General features: G+C 51.4%; 12 protein-coding genes and 2 riboswitches. Of the genes, 5 read left to right on the top strand and 7 right to left on the bottom strand.

The window, feature by feature from the left end:
• Positions 1–10: 10 nt before the first annotated feature.
• Positions 11–138: riboswitch (TPP riboswitch) on the bottom strand.
• Between the two features lie 266 nt (positions 139–404).
• Positions 405–1,448: a dihydroorotase gene (gene pyrC / locus R0134_RS15680; protein ID WP_319782866.1), complete on the bottom strand. Its 1,044-nt coding sequence runs from the start codon at positions 1,446–1,448 to the stop codon at positions 405–407.
• 190 nt (positions 1,449–1,638) lie between these two features.
• Positions 1,639–1,741, top strand: a riboswitch (TPP riboswitch).
• A 54-nt stretch (positions 1,742–1,795) separates the two neighbouring features.
• Here pyrC and R0134_RS15685 point away from each other — a divergent pair.
• The 3 genes from R0134_RS15685 (at position 1,796) to R0134_RS15695 (ending at position 4,776) form a co-directional block, all read left to right on the top strand.
• A complete protein-coding gene (locus R0134_RS15685) occupies positions 1,796–2,599 on the top strand; it encodes a 3-oxoacyl-ACP reductase (RefSeq protein WP_319782867.1) in 804 nt (267 codons plus the stop codon).
• Positions 2,599–3,918: an LLM class flavin-dependent oxidoreductase gene (locus tag R0134_RS15690; RefSeq protein ID WP_319782868.1), complete on the top strand. Its 1,320-nt coding sequence runs from the start codon at positions 2,599–2,601 to the stop codon at positions 3,916–3,918. Before R0134_RS15685 ends, R0134_RS15690 begins: the two co-directional genes overlap by 1 nt.
• 174 nt (positions 3,919–4,092) lie before the next feature.
• Positions 4,093–4,776: a type 1 glutamine amidotransferase domain-containing protein gene (locus tag R0134_RS15695; protein WP_319782869.1), complete on the top strand. Its 684-nt coding sequence runs from the start codon at positions 4,093–4,095 to the stop codon at positions 4,774–4,776.
• Positions 4,777–5,171: 395 nt separating this feature from the next.
• On the opposite strand, the gene R0134_RS15700 is transcribed toward R0134_RS15695, so the two are convergent.
• On the bottom strand, positions 5,172–9,452 hold the full coding sequence (locus tag R0134_RS15700; RefSeq protein ID WP_319782870.1) for a hypothetical protein: 4,281 nt from the start codon (positions 9,450–9,452) through the stop codon (positions 5,172–5,174).
• Positions 9,453–9,760: 308 nt separating this feature from the next.
• Here R0134_RS15700 and sstT point away from each other — a divergent pair, with 308 nt between their 5' ends.
• Positions 9,761–11,020: a serine/threonine transporter SstT gene (sstT, locus tag R0134_RS15705; RefSeq protein WP_319782871.1), complete on the top strand. Its 1,260-nt coding sequence runs from the start codon at positions 9,761–9,763 to the stop codon at positions 11,018–11,020.
• Positions 11,021–11,101: 81 nt separating this feature from the next.
• Here the strand turns inward: sstT and R0134_RS15710 are convergent, their stop codons facing one another.
• Positions 11,102–11,980: a LysR substrate-binding domain-containing protein gene (locus R0134_RS15710; RefSeq protein ID WP_319782872.1), complete on the bottom strand. Its 879-nt coding sequence runs from the start codon at positions 11,978–11,980 to the stop codon at positions 11,102–11,104.
• 91 nt (positions 11,981–12,071) lie between these two features.
• On the opposite strand from R0134_RS15710, the gene R0134_RS15715 reads away from it, so the two are divergent.
• Positions 12,072–13,031 carry a TDT family transporter gene (locus R0134_RS15715; RefSeq protein ID WP_319782873.1) on the top strand — a complete coding sequence of 320 codons (960 nt, stop codon included), beginning with the start codon at positions 12,072–12,074 and terminating at the stop codon, positions 13,029–13,031.
• 337 nt (positions 13,032–13,368) lie between these two features.
• Here R0134_RS15715 and R0134_RS15720 read toward each other — a convergent pair whose 3' ends face one another.
• Genes R0134_RS15720 through R0134_RS15735 form a run of 4 tightly spaced genes read right to left on the bottom strand, consistent with a single transcriptional unit; the run spans position 13,369 to position 16,877 of the window.
• A complete protein-coding gene (locus R0134_RS15720) occupies positions 13,369–14,202 on the bottom strand; it encodes a metal ABC transporter permease (protein WP_319782874.1) in 834 nt (277 codons plus the stop codon).
• Positions 14,199–15,056 (bottom strand): metal ABC transporter permease, encoded by an 858-nt coding sequence (locus R0134_RS15725; RefSeq protein ID WP_319782875.1) that lies wholly within the window; start codon positions 15,054–15,056, stop codon positions 14,199–14,201. The genes R0134_RS15720 and R0134_RS15725 overlap by 4 nt, the downstream gene beginning before the upstream one ends.
• Positions 15,040–15,960, bottom strand: coding sequence for a manganese/iron ABC transporter ATP-binding protein (locus R0134_RS15730; RefSeq protein WP_319782876.1), 921 nt, complete (start codon positions 15,958–15,960; stop codon positions 15,040–15,042). Before R0134_RS15730 ends, R0134_RS15725 begins: the two co-directional genes overlap by 17 nt.
• A complete protein-coding gene (locus R0134_RS15735; RefSeq protein ID WP_319782877.1) occupies positions 15,957–16,877 on the bottom strand; it encodes a metal ABC transporter substrate-binding protein in 921 nt (306 codons plus the stop codon). The genes R0134_RS15730 and R0134_RS15735 overlap by 4 nt, the downstream gene beginning before the upstream one ends.
• Between the last annotated feature and the right edge of the window lie 149 nt (positions 16,878–17,026).

A 17,026-nucleotide genomic window follows, 5' to 3' on the forward strand; every position in this document is an offset into this window, starting at 1 on the left:
GTGGGGAGTGAGGGTAAGTCAGTTCCTTCCCTTCGCCGGCATTATCCGGATCAGGTTCTAAGGGTTACCGCTGCAAGTAGCGGAATCTCAGCCAAATTGGGTGTAATTTCTACACCTTAGGCTCCCCCAGGAATGACAATGAGAGTAAGAATAAAAGTGACGCTTGTCAAACATTGGACTTACGTGAGGTGGGAGGTAGAGGCCGCTTTAGCTGGCCGATGGCACGTAGCGGCATAAAGTGATCAAACAAGATGATATTTCCAAACCAAGCTCCTGACATACGTCAGAATGACGGCGAAAAAAAGCCCCGAGCTTGGCTCAGGGCTTTTTATCTAGGTTGGTGCTTATCGTTTTGCTGCGCAAAACCGGCCGGATAAATCGGCCTCTACGGTATTAGCTAGGCGCTACTTCACCATCCAGCTGATGGTTTCACCGGCACGGATGGGCACCAACTCTTGACCACCTAAGGGCAGGGTGGCGGGCACAGACCAGGTCTCTTTCACCAAGGTAATGGTGTCTGAGTTGCGTGGCAGGCCGTAAAAGTCTGGGCCGTTATGGCTGGTAAAGGCTTCCAGTTTATCCAGAGCACCCGCTTCTTCAAATACTTCTGCATACAGCTCAACGGCGGCGTGCGAGGTATAAGCGCCAGCGCAACCACAGGCGGTTTCTTTATTTTGCTTAAAATGCGGCGCCGAGTCGGTACCGATAAAGAATTTCTTATTACCACTGATGGCTGCGCGCACTAACGCTTGCTGATGGGTGTTGCGCTTTAAAATCGGTAAGCAGTAATAGTGCGGACGAATGCCACCCACCAGCATGTGGTTACGGTTAAACATCAAGTGATGCGTGGTAATGGTAGCCGCTACGTTATCACCGGCTTGCTCCACAAACTTAACCGCGTGCTCGGTAGTAATGTGCTCGAGTACGATTTTCAGCTGAGGAAAATCGCGCACTACGTCGGGCAAGATAGTCTCAAGAAACACCTTCTCGCGGTCGAAAATATCCACGCTGGCGTCGGTCACTTCGCCGTGCACCAACAACAAGATGCCGGTTTCTTGCATCACATCCAACACTGAGTAAATATTCTTCACGTCAGTTACGCCGGAGTCCGAGTTGGTGGTGGCACCCGCTGGATACAACTTGCAGGCCACGATTTTACCGCTGGCTTTGGCGCGCCGGATCTCTTCTGGATCTGTCTTATCGGTGAGGTACAAGCTCATCAAAGGTTCAAACAGGCTGCCTGGTGGGCGCACTGCCGTTATCTTGTCGTAATAGGCCAGCGCCAGCTCGGTAGTAGTGGCGGGCGGCAAAAGATTAGGCATTACTAAAGCGCGGCCTAAATAACGGCTAGCATCAGCCACTGTGTCTTTGAGTTGTTCGCCATCACGCAAGTGTAAATGCCAATCATCAGGGCGGGTAATCGTCAGGCTAGTCAGTTGTGTGCTCATTGGGCGGGTTCTCCATTGCATCCAGACGGCCATTATCCACTGCCGAGCTGTTTTAACCAAATCCACATTAATGTGAGGGGTGAAGAGTAAGGTGTTAGGGGTACAACAACTGTGAGTCTGCAGACTTACGGTTAGGTTTTCCACCTCACGCTTCACGCCTCACAATTCACCCTTTTTATGCTATGGTCTAGCTTGTGACACGGGGTGTCTGGCAGCACATCTGCCTGGCTGAGATAACACCCGTCGAACCTGATCCAGTTCATACTGGCGAAGGGATGTCAGCCATTCGGCTCTCGGCAACACTGCCCATCTGCCTTCGCCTCTGACTTTTTAGAGGTAGTAAAGCCATGCAACACAACCAAACCGATCCCCAAAATCAGCACACTGCACAGCCATTCGATCAACAGTTGGTATTAGTCACCGGCGGCGCTCGCGGCTTGGGCGAGCATTTAGTGCGCGCCTTCTTGCGTGAAGGTGCCAAGGTGGTAATAAACTATTTAAACAGTGCCGAGGCCGCTCAACAGCTGGCATCCGATTACCCCGAGCAGGCGCTAGCCATACAAGCCGACGTGACCGATGCGGCAGCTGTGCAAGCTCTGTTTGCACAAGCGAAAGCCCACTTTGGTCAGCCTATTACCACGGTTATCAATAACGCCCTGCCGGCTTTCTCGTTTAATGGTGATGCCCGTGAAAATGCCGACCAATTAAGCTGGAGCAACGTACAGCAGCAGTTTGAAGGTGTGGTTAAGGGGGCGTTAAACACCACTCAAGCCGCGCTTGCCGGCATGCGTGAAGCGGGCTTTGGCCGTATCGTGAATATCGGTACTAATCTGTTCCAAAATCCAGTGGTGCCATACCACGACTACACAGCCGCTAAAGCCGCATTGCTATCGCTGACCCGCACCCTTTCTCAAGACTTAGGTCCCGACCAAATCACCGTAAACATGGTATCTGGCGGTTTGCTGCGCACTACCGATGCTTCTGCGGCCACCCCAGAGGCGGTGTTTGATTATATTGCAGCTGCCACACCGCTGCGCCGCGTTACTACACCCGCTGAATTTGCCGATGCGACTTTATTTTTTGCCTCACCTTGGTCACGCTCTGTCACCGGCCAAAACTTGGTGGTGGATGGCGGCTTGGTGAAAAACTAATGGCAGCTCAACAATTGGCAGATCAACAAGCGCAACGCATGATGCACCTGAACGTATTTTTATTTGGTTGTGGCCATCATAAGGGCGCTTGGCGCCATCCTAAATCGTCGGTAGAACGTTTAGGCGACATCAGTTTTTTCGAAGAGTTGGCGCAAACTGCCGAGCGTGGCAAGTTGGATGCGGTGTTTTTTGCCGACGGCCAATCCGCCGGTAATGTCTCCGATGGCAGCTGGTGGTTTTTAGAACCCTTAACGGCCTTGGCCGCCATGAGCCGTGCCACCGATAAAATCGGCCTGATCAGCACAGTGTCCAGTACCTTCTACACGCCGTTTCATGCGGCGCGCTATATGGCGTCCTTGGATCATATCTCTGGCGGTCGTATGGGTTGGAACGTGGTGACGTCTATGTTTGATATGGAAGCGCGTAACCATAACTACGAGGCCATGCCGGTGCACGCAGACCGCTATCGCCGCGCCGATGAGTTTGTGGATGCAGTGCTTAAACTCTGGGATTCTTGGGAAGCAGACGCACTCAGTTTTGATCGCTCGGGCCATTATGCAGATCCGACCAAGGTGAATGCCATTAACCATAACGGCGAGTTCTTCTTAGTGGATGGCCCGCTTAACGTGCCGCGCTCGCCCCAAGGACATCCGGTTATGTTTCAAGCTGGCGCCTCTGAAGAAGGCCGAGAATTAGCCGCGCGCCGCGCCGAAGGCATATATGCGGTGGCGTACGATTTGCCGGCGGCCCAAGAATATTATCGAGACATTAAGCGTCGGGTGCAGGCTGCCGGTCGTGAAGTTAATGTGCCCATTATGCCGGGCTTAGTCACTTATGTGGCGGCCACCGAAGAAGAGGCTAAAGCCAAGCAGCGCGAGCTGGATGAGCTATTGCCCGTTGATGCCTCATTGCGCCAGCTCGGTATATATACCCAACAAGATTGCATGAACTGGGAGCTGGATAAGCCAGTGCCTGAGCTGCCATCTTTAGAAGAATTTACTGGCCCTAAAGGCCGTTACAGCACTATTTTACGCATCATAGAAACCGAGCAGCCGACGGTGCGCCAGTTATTGGGTCGTTTAGCGGCCGGTGGTGGCCATTGCACTATAGTGGGCACGCCTGTGCAAATTGCCGATCAGATGGAGTTGTGGTTTAAAAATGAAGGGGCCGATGGTTTTAATCTAATGCCGCCTTCATTGCCCTATAGCCTCAATGACTTTGTGGATCAGGTGGTGCCTGAACTACAGCGCCGCGGTCTGTTTCGTCGCGATTATGAAACCGATACCTTGCGCGGCCACTTAGGCTTAGCTAAGCCGTAACTGACTGTGAGGGGAAAGGGTGTGGCGTAAAGCGCCACCCTTTACCCTCTCTTTCGGATCTATATTTTTACTCCTCACAATCGGGCCATTCCATCCTCACACCTCCGCTGCACTAAAAACCACCTATGCTAAAAAGCGTGTCTATTAACTCTTTTTTCAGCATTAGGAGCTAGCATGCATATTTTAATGGTGATGACCTCTCATGATAAATTAGGCGACAGTGGTAAGAAAACCGGCCTGTGGCTTGAAGAGTTTGCCGCGCCTTATTACGTATTTAAAGATGCGGGCGCCGATATTACCTTGGCGACGCCTCAAGGCGGCATGCCACCCATAGATCCCAACAGTGTTGAGCCCGATGCACTTACTCCCGCCACCGAGCGCTATGCTGCGGATGCCAGCGTCAAGGCGCAATTAGCGAATACCTTTGAGCTAAAAGATTTTTCTGCTTTTGAATTTGACGCGGTTTTTTACCCCGGCGGCCATGGGCCATTGTGGGATTTAGCCGAAGATCCTCATTCCATTAGCTTGATTCAAGCTATGCTTGCTGCTAATAAACCGGTGGCCGCCGTGTGCCATGCACCGGGTGTATTGCGCCATATTAATGCGGCTGATGGCTTGCCTTGGGTAAATGGCAAGCGGGTGACGGGTTTTAGTAACAGCGAAGAAGCAGCGGCAGGGCTTACGGATATAGTGCCATTTTTGGTGGAAGACATGCTTAAACAGAGTGGCGGTGAATATCATAAGGCCGACGACTGGCAGTCTTATATAGAAACGGACGGTTTGCTGATCACCGGCCAAAACCCCGCATCATCCGCCGCCACCGCCGAAGCACTATTAGCGAAACTTAACAGTACCTGATTACCCACAAAGCTCAGCCATGTTTCAGAAAACTCAGCACCAATGAATTCAATAGGTTACAGGTAGGCACCGCCTCTTCGGTGAAGAATATGAGGCTCAGTTTGGTATTTCGACCTTGTAGGGGCCCGTCTCTTCGGCGAAGAGGACTTCGGCCCGGTTTGGTGTTTGGGTTTAAATCTAAACCTCAGTAACAGCCAGCAGAGCTGGCCTGCCGAATAAATTGGGCAGCTACAAAGAACAAACCAAAATAGGGTGCGTTATGGCTGAGGTTCATACGTAATTAGGTAACAGTAAAACTTAAGTACCCGTTTAATCCCTAACGAGAGCATTGCAGGTAATAAAACGGCGGCCTAATGGCCGCCGTTTTTATGCTGTAGTTATGATGCTATTAGAAGCTACAAACGCTTATCTGGATCAGGCCTATCTTGAACAGACTTATCTGGCGCAGATTTAGCCGCTGCCTTGGCGGCTTTGTTTTTGCTTTCAAAGTTGAGATGCAACTTCACCGGTCGCCATGAACCTTGGTAAGCAAAGCAGCTCCAGCCCCAACGTAACCAACCTAACAAAGCAAACGCCAACCAGAGTGCCCAGCTGAGCATCAGCAATCGATACACCCACAGTGGCACCGATAACACCCAAGCTTGAGGTAAGTTTCCGGCACTGCGGTCTTGATACCAGCGCAGCGTATTGGCATAAGAGCCATGGCCGCTAATTTGCATATTCGGTAAGCCTAACAAGCCCTGTTGAATGGCCAAAAATAAAAAGCCTAGCGCTAATAAGCTCAGCAGCACCAAGCCAATTTGTGCCAGATTAAAGGCCGCGCCTGCCGTTTGATGTTGCCAACGACCACGCAGCCCCAGCGTCAACAGCCACGCCACTACCACTAGCGCCATCCACAGTGGCACTTGGCTTAAGCCGATGCCCAATAATAACCAGTGGTGAAAGCGCAGCGGTGTAAAGCGCACACGGCTAAGGCCAAAGGCCAGTAAGGCGATAATTAGCAGTAAACTCCAGAACAACACCGCCGGCCCCATAGGCGGGCCCGAGGCCCATAATATCCAACGATCATCACCTAGGGTGAGCTGGATATCGTTATTGACGCTGGCGCTATTCAGCACAATGTTGGGCGTGCTAAACACGGTGGCAATGCCAGGCTGTTGGCGCCAGTTAATCTGTATCTGTTGCGCGCCGGGTGTTAACGGGAGCAGCAAGCTGTGATCTGCTTGCAGGCGCAGCGCATGGCTTTTACCGTCGATAAGCACCGACTGCAGCTCAATCTGCTCGGGCAGCTGCACGCTATGCTGGCCGCCTTGGCTACTGCGCAGCTGTAATGTTAAGTCTACATCTACCGCTTTGTGTCCTGTGGCTAAGTTTAACTGGCTGCTATCTATGGTCAGGGTTTGCCCCGGCACGCCGGCTGGTCGGCTAATGTGCCAGGTTAGCGACTCACCTGGCCACGGATGCCACACCGGCAGCCAAGTATTTTGTTCGCCGTCTTGCGCGCTATTGGGTTGGCTCACCACTAAGCCACTGCTTTCTACGTGCCAAATGGCGCTGCTATCTAGGCGCCACACTTCACTCCAACGAGTAGTCTCGGCGGCGGTGAGCGTTAACTCAGCGGATTTATCTAAGCGCGATTGCCAATGAGCGCTCGTTTGATCCGCCTGTAAGGTGAGTTGCAACTTACCGTCTTTGACGGTGAGTCCATCCGTGAGCAGCGATTCGCCTTTTAACAGCGGCAGGCTCAAGATAATGGGCTGACCTAAAGGAGAAACGCGGCTTACTTGGGTGTCTACCTGCCAGTCCAGCCCTAATTGCACGGTGCGCGTAACTTGCACGAAGTCCGGTTGCGGGCCGCTCGCTAACTGAGCCGCTCCCGCTTGGGAGTCAGCCTGTGCTTGGGCGCGACTAAACTGCAGCTGACTATTAGGCACGCCATTATCATTAAGCCCGCGCACCGCCCAGCCGTTGGCCATTACTTGCACATGACGGGGCACTAACGGCAGATCCAGCTGTAATTGCTCGCCATACAAGTCACCTTGCAGCTGCAGCTGATGAATACCCTTGCTCAGCGGTACATACAAGATGCCGGCCGCATCACGGCGCAATGCTGTGGCCAGCTGCCCATCCACTAATACCGCCTTGAGCTGCCAATGAGCGTGAGCACGGGGCAAGGGGACGGCCACCGACGCTTGGGCATGGACTTCCAGCTCCATGTTGAGCGGCTGAGGTGTGTTGGCCGCCGCGTTATCAGGCAAGTTATCAGTTAAGTTATTAGACACTTTATCAGGAAATTTATCAGATAAAGTCGGTAAGGCGAGGTGCAGCCTGGCGATTTGCGCGCATTCGGGCAGGCAGTCGGCGGGCACCAGTAAACGCGTTTTTAGCTCATTCAGTAATGCTTGATTAGGGATGTCCGCTTGTGCCGGCGAGGGCAAAGCTAATAGCAAAGGCAGTAATAAGCCGATGGGTAACAGGGCTGACCATAAGCGCGACTCTTGATAAAAATCGCGTTGGCGGCTGAGGGTAAAGCCCGCCATGCGCAGCATCAGCAGGCTGATTAATAGCACCCGTAATAGGCTTAATGCCAGATTCATGGTCGGTGATAACAAGATTAAATTAATTTGTTGCGCCTCATCTACCGGGCCATTCCAGCTCATGTCTATGCTGTTGGCATGCCACAGGGGCAGTCCGGGGCCGGTTTGTAACTTAGCATTGGGATCTGCTTGATGCAGAGCTCGAGCTGGGGGGAGTGATTTGCCGGTCATGGGTGCCGCCGAACCTTGGCGGCGCACATAGCTGTCGGTTAAGGATTGCACGGGTGAGGACTCAGATTTTAAAGACTGATACTCACCATCCCGAACATCGCCCATATCATCCGCTGCCGACATTTCTGCCTCTTGGACAGATGAGTAGTGTTCTAGCGCCGTATTAGGTAAGTGATAGCTCACTTCAGCCAGCTGCGGATACATGGCAAGCCTCACTTGTTCGGCCATAAAAGGCAGAGCAATCAACAGCAATACTGCTAAGCAAACACTGCGATACCCGATCATCGCTTTTCTGAGTAAGCCCGCGGGCAGCACTTTGAGTAAGGCGCTGGCGGCCATTAGATTGAGCCATACCCAGCGTGGTGGGCCAAAGCCTGAACTTTCATGCCAGATCAGCGCCAGCGTTACTAAGGTGAGCAAGCCCCACCACCCACCCCATAAGCGAAAGGCGGCCACGGCGGCAATTAACACTAAAAATAAGTCCAGCAGCGTCCAATGGGACAGCCAAGTGTTGGGTGCTTTATCCATACCCGAGGCGGAAAGTAGGCTCCAGCCGGGCGGCAAATATAGCCGAGTCTGTAAGGAGGCCAGATCCGTATTCCAACCGACCGCCGGCAAACTGCTAACCGAGCTTTGATAACGACTGTCGGCGATAAGATCTATGTTTCCTTGGCGAATTTCCACGCCCTTCAAGTCAGAGTCTACTTGCTGAGTAATAAACTGCGGTTGGCCATTTAAGGTTACCTGCCCCAGCTCTAATGCGGGGTTGGCCTCTAAGCGCCAACCTTGGTTGATTTGGCCGGTAAGTCGGTCTTGTACGCTATAACCACCACCATCAAAGTCCAGCCACAGCTGGCGCCTTAACTCAAGTTGATTGGGTTGTGGGTCTGGATTGCCGCGGCGAATTTCGCGCAACACCATGCGCTCGCCTTGGTTTACGCGATAGGCGGGCAGGCGTTGCCAGTCATTGGGCAAATTAGTTTGTTGTGGGTCTATCGAGCTGAGGTTTTCCACTTCTACCAAGCGCAGTTGTGGTACTGCTTCAAATACCCACACCTCTTGCTCTGGCCAAGGCGATTTGATCGTAGGTAGGCTTATCTCATGCACGGCACTGGGATGGCGACTAATAAGAGTAAGAGTCCAGCGGCCGGGGCGCACCTGTACTCTTAAGCGGCCATCGGGCTCTATTTTGGCAGGCAAAGGGCTGTCGAGTTGCAAGGAGATCTGCTTATCCAGCAATACCGGGCCCAGCACGAGCTCGCGCTGCTCACCGGTCACCTCTAACGTTATCTGATTGGTCACTTGCAGCGGATTGAGATCGCTGATTTTTCGAAACACCTGCAGCGTGAGTGCATCCGAGGGCGGCGCCGTATTGGGTTGTTCGGTCTGGGACTTTGCCAACCACAGTAGCCCCTTGGCGTCGATATCCAACTCTCGTTTGGTTTGCTCATTAATAGTGAGCGCTAACAAGCCGCTGGCGGGCGGTAACATCAGGCTCTTGGGTAGGGAATTCCATTGCCACTGGCCGCGGATTATATATTGGCCGGCGGCGAGCTTAACGCTGGGGCGGCCATGTCTGATGGCGATAGGTTGCGGCTGATTATTAACCGTAACCTGTTGTGGCCAATACTGAATATCGCCCGGCAAGGGCACCCAGCTCTCGCTATAAAGCTGCCATTGTTGGCTAAATTGCCCGCCGCGTTCGGTTAAGTCCAGGTTCAGCTGAGTAGGCCAAGCACAGGGCTGATCGTTAGCTTGATTGTATAAAAAAGGGCACAAGCGTTGCGGCTCATCGGCTAAGACCCACTCCACCCAAGGCTGCAAAGGCTCAGGTATGGGCGTGCTGGCGCGAGCCGAAAGGGCGCTTAAGTTGAGTAATAACAGCGTAAAAAAAATCAGATAGCGCATAAGAATCCCTTCTTTGCTTAGCCGATAGCAGGCGGTGTGGTATTAGGCTTTCAGCGCATCCTAACATGAAGATCCGAAAACATAGCTGCAGTAGCACAGTGAGGGATGAGAAGTAAGAAACACAGTCTAAACCAGAGCACAAATGTGGTTTTTCCTGCTAGCAGCTATTACTCAAGCAGCATATAAAAGTAGCGAGATGTGCGCTTCGTTGCAAAATGCTGCAGTAGCGGTTTTTTTATAGTGGCTTCTGCTATAAAATCGGTGAAACATGATTGGATAAGATGGGTTTTTACCATCAAAGGATGACTATGAACCAAACACAGCCCTTTTTACTGCGTTTAAGTAATCGCGTTAGCTTAGTGACGCAGATATTGGTCGGTATTATTGCCGGCGTGGCGTTAGCTGTGCTGTCACCCACGGCGGCCGAGTCGGTTGGCTTATTGGGTAACCTGTTTGTGAGCGCGCTAAAAGCGGTGGCGCCCATCTTAGTATTTGTGTTGGTGCTGTCTTCTATCGCCAATCATAAAAAAGGTAGCCAAACCAGTATCAGACCTATTTTGGCATTGTATCTGATTGGTACCTTTGTGGCGGCGCTGACCGCTGTGGTGATGAGTTTTATCTTCCCCACCACTTTGGTATTAGTCAGCATCGGCATTGAGGCCTCGCCGCCAGAAGGCATCGCCGAAGTGTTGCAAACTTTGTTATTCAAGATCGTTGATAACCCAGTAAATGCGCTACTCACAGGTAACTTTATCGGTATTTTGGCCTGGGCCATTGGCTTAGGCATGGTACTGCGCCACGGTGCCGATTCCAGCAAGCATGTGTTTCGGGATATTTCCGATGGCGTGTCCAGCATAGTGCGCTTCGTTATCCGCTTGGCGCCTTTCGGTATCTTTGGTTTGGTAGCCAGCACCATAGCGGCCACCGGCTTTGATGCACTCTGGGGTTATGCACGGTTATTGGCAGTGTTAATCGGCTCCATGTTGATTATTGCGCTGGTGATGAACCCGCTGATCGTTTACTTAAAAATCCGCCGCAATCCGTATCCGTTAGTGTTTAAGTGCCTGCGCGAAAGTGGCGTAACCGCTTTCTTTACTCGTAGCTCAGCCGCTAACATTCCGGTGAACATGGAATTATGTAAGCGCTTAGACTTGCATGAAGACACCTATTCAGTATCCATCCCACTGGGTGCCACCATCAACATGGGTGGTGCGGCCATTACCATTACCGTACTCACCTTGGCGGCGGTGCATACCTTGGGCATTGAAGTAGATTTAGGCACTGCACTGCTATTAAGTGTGATCGCCTCTGTCTCGGCCTGTGGCGCATCCGGCGTGGCCGGTGGCTCCTTGCTGCTGATACCGCTGGCTTGTAGCTTGTTTGGTATTCCTAACGAAATCGCGATGCAGGTGGTGGCGGTGGGCTTTATTATTGGTGTGTTGCAAGACTCGGCAGAAACCGGCTTAAACAGCTCCACCGACGTGCTGTTTACCGCCGCCGCTTGTCAGGCTGAAGAAGCGAAAGCTACCGCCTATCAGGCTGCAGAAAACAAAGCCGCCGTGCGCTAGGCTTTAGCCGTCAGTATATAGATAAGCCCCGAGTCTCATGACTCGGGGCTTTTTTTTAGCTGAAAATTTATCGCTGACGGCTTACCGCTTTGTTTCATCATATTGCTGGCACAGCGCGATAAAGCGGCGTAATAAGGCCGAGTGATATTTTTGTTTATGCCATACCAGCTTGAGGGTGCGAGATAAGTAAGTATTCACATTGATTGTGACTAAACGGCCATAGGTCAGCCTATCACTGACCGCTCTTCTAGACACAAACGCCAGCCCTAATCCTTGCTCTGCGGCCTGCATCACCGCCTCTAGGGTATTGAGTTCTAGAGTCTGACCCAAAGTGCCAATTTGCGGCGTCAGCTCGCGATCAAACTGCTCACGATTGCCCGATTTCGGCTCACGCAATACCCAGTTGTGGTGTGCTAATTGCGCGAGCTTGAGCGTTTTTTTCTCGGCCAGCGGGTGGTGAGGGTGAGCGATAACTAACATCTCATCTTGCAACCAGTCTTGGGTGACCAAGGTGGGATGAAAATTTTCACCCTCAATTAATGCCATATCCAACTCAAAACGCAGCAGCATGTCACACAGATTATGAGTATTGGTGATGCGCACCTTGGCCTGTAATTGCGGTTGTTGCGCCAATAATTTGGGTAGCAGGTAATTGCCGATGGTTTGACTGGCACCTAAGCGTAAAGAGCCGCTGGGCGCGCCTTGCTCATCAAATAAATGCTCAATATCCGTGATGCGGCTTAAGACTTCTTCAGCCAGCGGCTGTAATTGGCGACCCTGATCGTTGAGCTGCAAGCGTGGATGCACCCGATCAAATACCGGATGGCCCAGCTGGCGCTCCAATTCGGCCAGCGCTTGAGAAAGAGCACCTTTGCTTAAAAACAGCTCTGCTGCCGCCAGCCCTAAGTTGCCGTGGCGGGCAATACTGCTAAATACCTGTAGCTGTTTTAGACTTATCATTTAGAAAAACAAAACACTTTGTTTAAATCATTTAGATATCGTAAATACTAAGGTTTTTTTATGATTAGAGCCAGTTAACAAGGAGGCTCACATGCTAAATATTTCTCGACATCGTTTTGCCAATGTTCCCACTCCCATGGCGGGGCTGGCGTTAGGTATCGCAAGCCTTGGCTGGGCTTGGGAAAATGTGGGCCTGTTTTCTGGTGGCGCACAAATGCTGGGCGCCATTATCGCCGCCGTTCTGCTGCTGATCTTAACCGCTAAGTTTGTGCTGCATCCGCAGTTATTAATGCAAGACTTAGCACACCCAGTAGTAGGCAGCGTGGTGCCGACCTTTGCCATGGCCACCATGGTGGTATCTAAAGCGCTTGGCGGCAGTTTAGGAACTGGCTTATGGTTGTTTGCCATCGCACTGCATTTGGTCTTTTTGGTGACCTTTATCTGGCATCGCCTGAAAGGCTTTAAACTACACCAGATGGTGCCCAGCTGGTTTGTGCCACCCATTGGTATCATAGTGGCCGATGTAGCAAGCCCAGGTGGTGCATTTGCTCCTTTGGCCCAAGTGCTACTGTGGTTTGGTATCGTTTGTTATGCGGTGATGTTACCCATGATGCTGTATCGCCTGATATTTTGTGCCGAGGTGCCGGATGCCGCCAAACCGACTATCGCTATTATGGCCGCTCCCGCCAGCCTATCTTTAGCGGGTTACTTAACCGTTACTGAACAGCCTGCACCCGTATTAGTGGCCGTGTTGTTAGGTATCGCCGTGTTAATGACCGCCCTTATTTACTTGGCCTTTATTAAGCTATTACGTTTACCCTTTAGCCCAGGCTACGCCGCCTTTACTTTTCCGATGGTGATAGGTGCGACCGCCTTATTTAAAGTGGCTACGCTGGCTGAAACGCTAGGTTTGGATGCTGCGACTATTAATCAGTTACGTTGGATGGCAGAAGGCGAGCTGGTTATCGCGACCTTGGTGGTCAGCTACGTGGCACTGCGCTTCGCGCAAAACTTTAACCCACTGCGTAAGGCCTTAGCCGATTTGGCATAATTATCTCACTCGACTAGCGCTGAGCATCAAGCTAAAGAGCAAAGACTCAAGATTATCTGCAACGGAATCCACTGCTCTTTGTTTACGATAAGCACGGAAAAATAGTGATCAAATCTGAAAGTGACTCTTATGGTAAGACCTAACCACCGTAGAAGCCGCTTCAGCTGGCTGGTTTTGCGCAGCAAAACTAAAAGCTTTGGTTTAGCTCTTACCAAGAATAAGATTTTGTCACTCGTCGAACTTATCTCATCTTAATTTTTCCGCGCCTTCCGCGTTCTTCCGTTGCAAAATAGCACTAGGTTTTAGTGTTTAGAGCTTATGTTGGCCTCTTCGCTCTTCACACTGCTTTTTCTACATTAGCCTGCTTGTAGGTGGCACGAATAAATGCCGCGATAAAGAATAGCGTGAGCAGCAGTACTATGGTGGGCGCGGGCGCACTGTCGATAAAGAATGACGCATATACACCGAAAAAGGCGCCGACTACGGCTATCACTACCGACAGTATCAACATGGTGCTGAACTTATTGGTCAGCAAGAAGGCGATGGCACCGGGCGCGATTAGCAGCGAGATGGCCAAGATTAAGCCCACCGATTTGAGTGCTGCCACTATGGTCAGCGCTATCAAACACAATAGGCTGTAATGCAGCACATTCACGCGCAAGCCTATGGCTTGTGCATGAGCGGGGTCAAAGGCATGCAGTAAAAAATCCCGCCATTTACTGCCTAAGATCAGTACCGTAATCAAGGCAATGACGCCGGTTTCGATAATATCTGAACTGCCAATGCCTAGCATGTCGCCAAACAGAATATGGTCGAGGTGTACATCTGAGTTAATTTTCACATATAACAGCAAACCTAAGCCGAACATGCCGGAAAAGACGATCCCCATGATGGTGTCTTGCTTAATGCGGCTGTTGTTCTTTAAAAAACCAATCGACAGCGCACACACCATACCGGCAATAAAGGCGCCGATAGTAAAAGGTGCCCCGACGATGTAAGCAATCACTACGCCTGGGAATACGGCATGGCTCATGGCATCACCCATTAATGCCCAGCCTTTGAGCACCAAGAAGCAAGATAAGAGTGCGGTTGGCACGGCAATTAATACCGAGATCGTGAGCGCATTAGTCATAAAACTAAACTGAAAGGGCGCCAGTAAGGTTTCCATCATGATGCCACCTCCAGTGCTTGCGCCGCCCGTTTGCGAGCAGCGAAGTAGCCGTGCTTAGGTGCAAAGAAAAAGGCCAGTAAAAACAATAAGGTTTGTAACACCACTATGATGCCGCCGGTGGCGCCATCGAGAAAGTAACTGGCATAAGCGCCAATAAAGCAGCTCACTGAGCCAATGCTTACGGCGATAATCAGTAGCCGAGGAAAGCGGTCAGTGAGCAAGTAAGCCGTGGCGCCCGGCGTGACCACTAAGCAAATTACCAAAAATGCGCCCACGGTTTGCAGTGCCGCTACTGTAGAAGCGGCCAGTAGCGTAAAGAACAGCAGCTTAATTTTAGTGGGGCTAATGCCAATGGAGCGGGCGTGGTTTTCATCGAAGAACACCACCAAAATATCCTTCCACTTAAAGAGCAAAATCACCAAGGTCACTACGCTTATTAGCACTAACTGCAAGATATCCATGGGATCTATGGCCAGAATATTACCCAGCACTATGGTTTTGATGTTTACGGCTGTGGGCCTGAGCGACACCATAAACAGACCCAGCGCAAAGAAGCTGGAAAAAATCAGCCCGATAATCACGTCTTCTTTAAGCTTGCTGCGCTGGTTTAAAAACAGCATGGCACCCGCCGCCAGTCCACCGGAAAAAAAGGCGCCCAGCGAAAAAGGCAAGCCCAGCATGTAAGCGCCCGCTACCCCTGGCACGATAGAATGAGACAGGGCATCGCCAATCAGCGACCAGCCTTTGAGCATTAAATAGCAGGATAAAAAAGCGCACACGCCACCCACTAAAGCCGAGACCCACATGGCGTTAATCATGTACTGATAGCCAAAGGGCTCAAGCAGTATGGTCATCGTTTTCGCCCTCCCACTGGGTTTGTGCTTCTCGACTGTGCACTTGGCCGGCCTTGATGATCAAGGGACGCTCATCATCACTGATAATACCGATGGCGTGCTCGCGGCCGTGGCGAGTTTCATTGAGCACAAAGTGGCGCAACACGCCGCCAAAGGCCAGTTCTAGGTTGTCTTGAGTAAAGATATCTTGGGTGATGCCATGGGCCAAAACCGTGCCTTTGATCAAGATAGTGCGATCACAAAACTCCGGTACCGAGCCTAGGTTGTGAGTAGACACTAACATTACTCGGCCTTCGGCCCGTAATTCACGGAGCAGGGCGATGATTTGATCTTCGGTTTTTACATCCACGCCAGTAAAAGGCTCATCGAGCAAGATAATGCGGCCGTTTTGCGCCAAGGCGCGAGCCAAAAATACCCGCTTCTTTTGGCCGCCCGATAACTCACCGATTTGGCGTTTGCGAAATTCTGTCATGTTCACGCGCGCCAGTGCTTGGCTCACGGCTTCATGATCCACCTTTTTAGCGCGGCGTAACCAGCCCATATGGCCATAACGGCCCATCATGACGACATCTTCTACCAGTACTGGGAAATTCCAGTCCACTTCTTCCGATTGGGGTACATAGGCCACTAGGTTTTGGCGCAAGGCCTCGTCCACACTCATGCCCAACACGCTGATGTTACCTTTAGCTAAGCGCACAAAGCCCATAATGGCCTTAAACAAGGTCGACTTGCCGGAACCGTTTACGCCCACCAGCGCCGTTATGGTGCCGGTGGGAATGGCAAAGCTCGCATCACGTAATGCAGTGTGGCCGTTACGGTAAGTAACGGTGACGTCTTCGACCTTCATGCCGGCATCGGCCGTTAGCGCGGTGGCTGCATTCGGTTGCTGATGCCGTTCGATCATTTTGCCAATCCTTCTTTGATGCCAGTAACAATGGTTTGTGAGGTCACGCTCAATAAGTCGAGATAAGTCGGCACAGGGCCATCTTCGGCACTCAAGGAGTCCACATACAAGACGCCGCCATAGTGACTGCCGGTTTCGCGTGCCACTTGCTTGGCGGGCTTATCAGAAATGGTACTTTCGCTAAATACAGTCGGGATCTGATGCTGGCGCATGGTATCGATAACCTTGCGCACTTGTTGCGGTGTACCTTGCTGATCCGCATTAATGGGCCATAAAAACAGCTCTTTTAAGCCAAAGTCGCGGGCTAAATAAGAGAAAGCGCCTTCGCTGGTGACTAGCCAGCGCTTATCTTCTGGCAGCTCTGCGATCAATTGCTGAATAGGCGCAATTTCTGCTTCAATTTTGGCTTTATAAACGGCGGCATTGGCCTGATAAATATCCGCGTTATCCGGGTCGTATTTCATAAAGGCATCACGAATGTTATCTACATAGATGATGGTGTTTTTCGGCGACATCCACGCATGGGGGTTAGGCTTACCTTCATAAGGGCCGGCCACCACACTCATGGGCTCTATGCCATCGGAGACCACCACTTCTGGCATCTGTTTCATGTTTTGATAGAACTTCTCAAACCACAGCTCTAAGTTCAAACCGTTAGAAAAAATCAGCTGGGCATCGTGAGCGCGAATAATATCGCCAGGCGTTGGCTGATAGTCGTGAATTTCCGCACCGGGTTTGGTGATGGACTCCACAATCGCCGCATCACCGGCTACGTTGCGCGCCATATCGGCGATCACGGTAAAAGTGGTCACGGCTTTAAATTTATCTGCGGCTTGCGCTGAGCTTACCCAGATTAGGCTGGTCAGTGCTAATGCGAGCACACGTTTGAGCAGCGTCCCTGACTTAAGGTTTAACATGTTAGATCCTTAATAATACGTAAAGACACAATACACAAGGTCTACATACAGTGGCACAGCGTCACTCTGACGTTTACTGCATTTATATATCGATCAAGCACAAGAAGGGCGCCGTAGCGCCCTAAAAGGTATATCAACAGATTAAGTGA

The organism is Oceanisphaera sp. IT1-181 (assembly GCF_033807535.1).
Lineage (GTDB): Bacteria > Pseudomonadota > Gammaproteobacteria > Enterobacterales > Aeromonadaceae > Oceanimonas.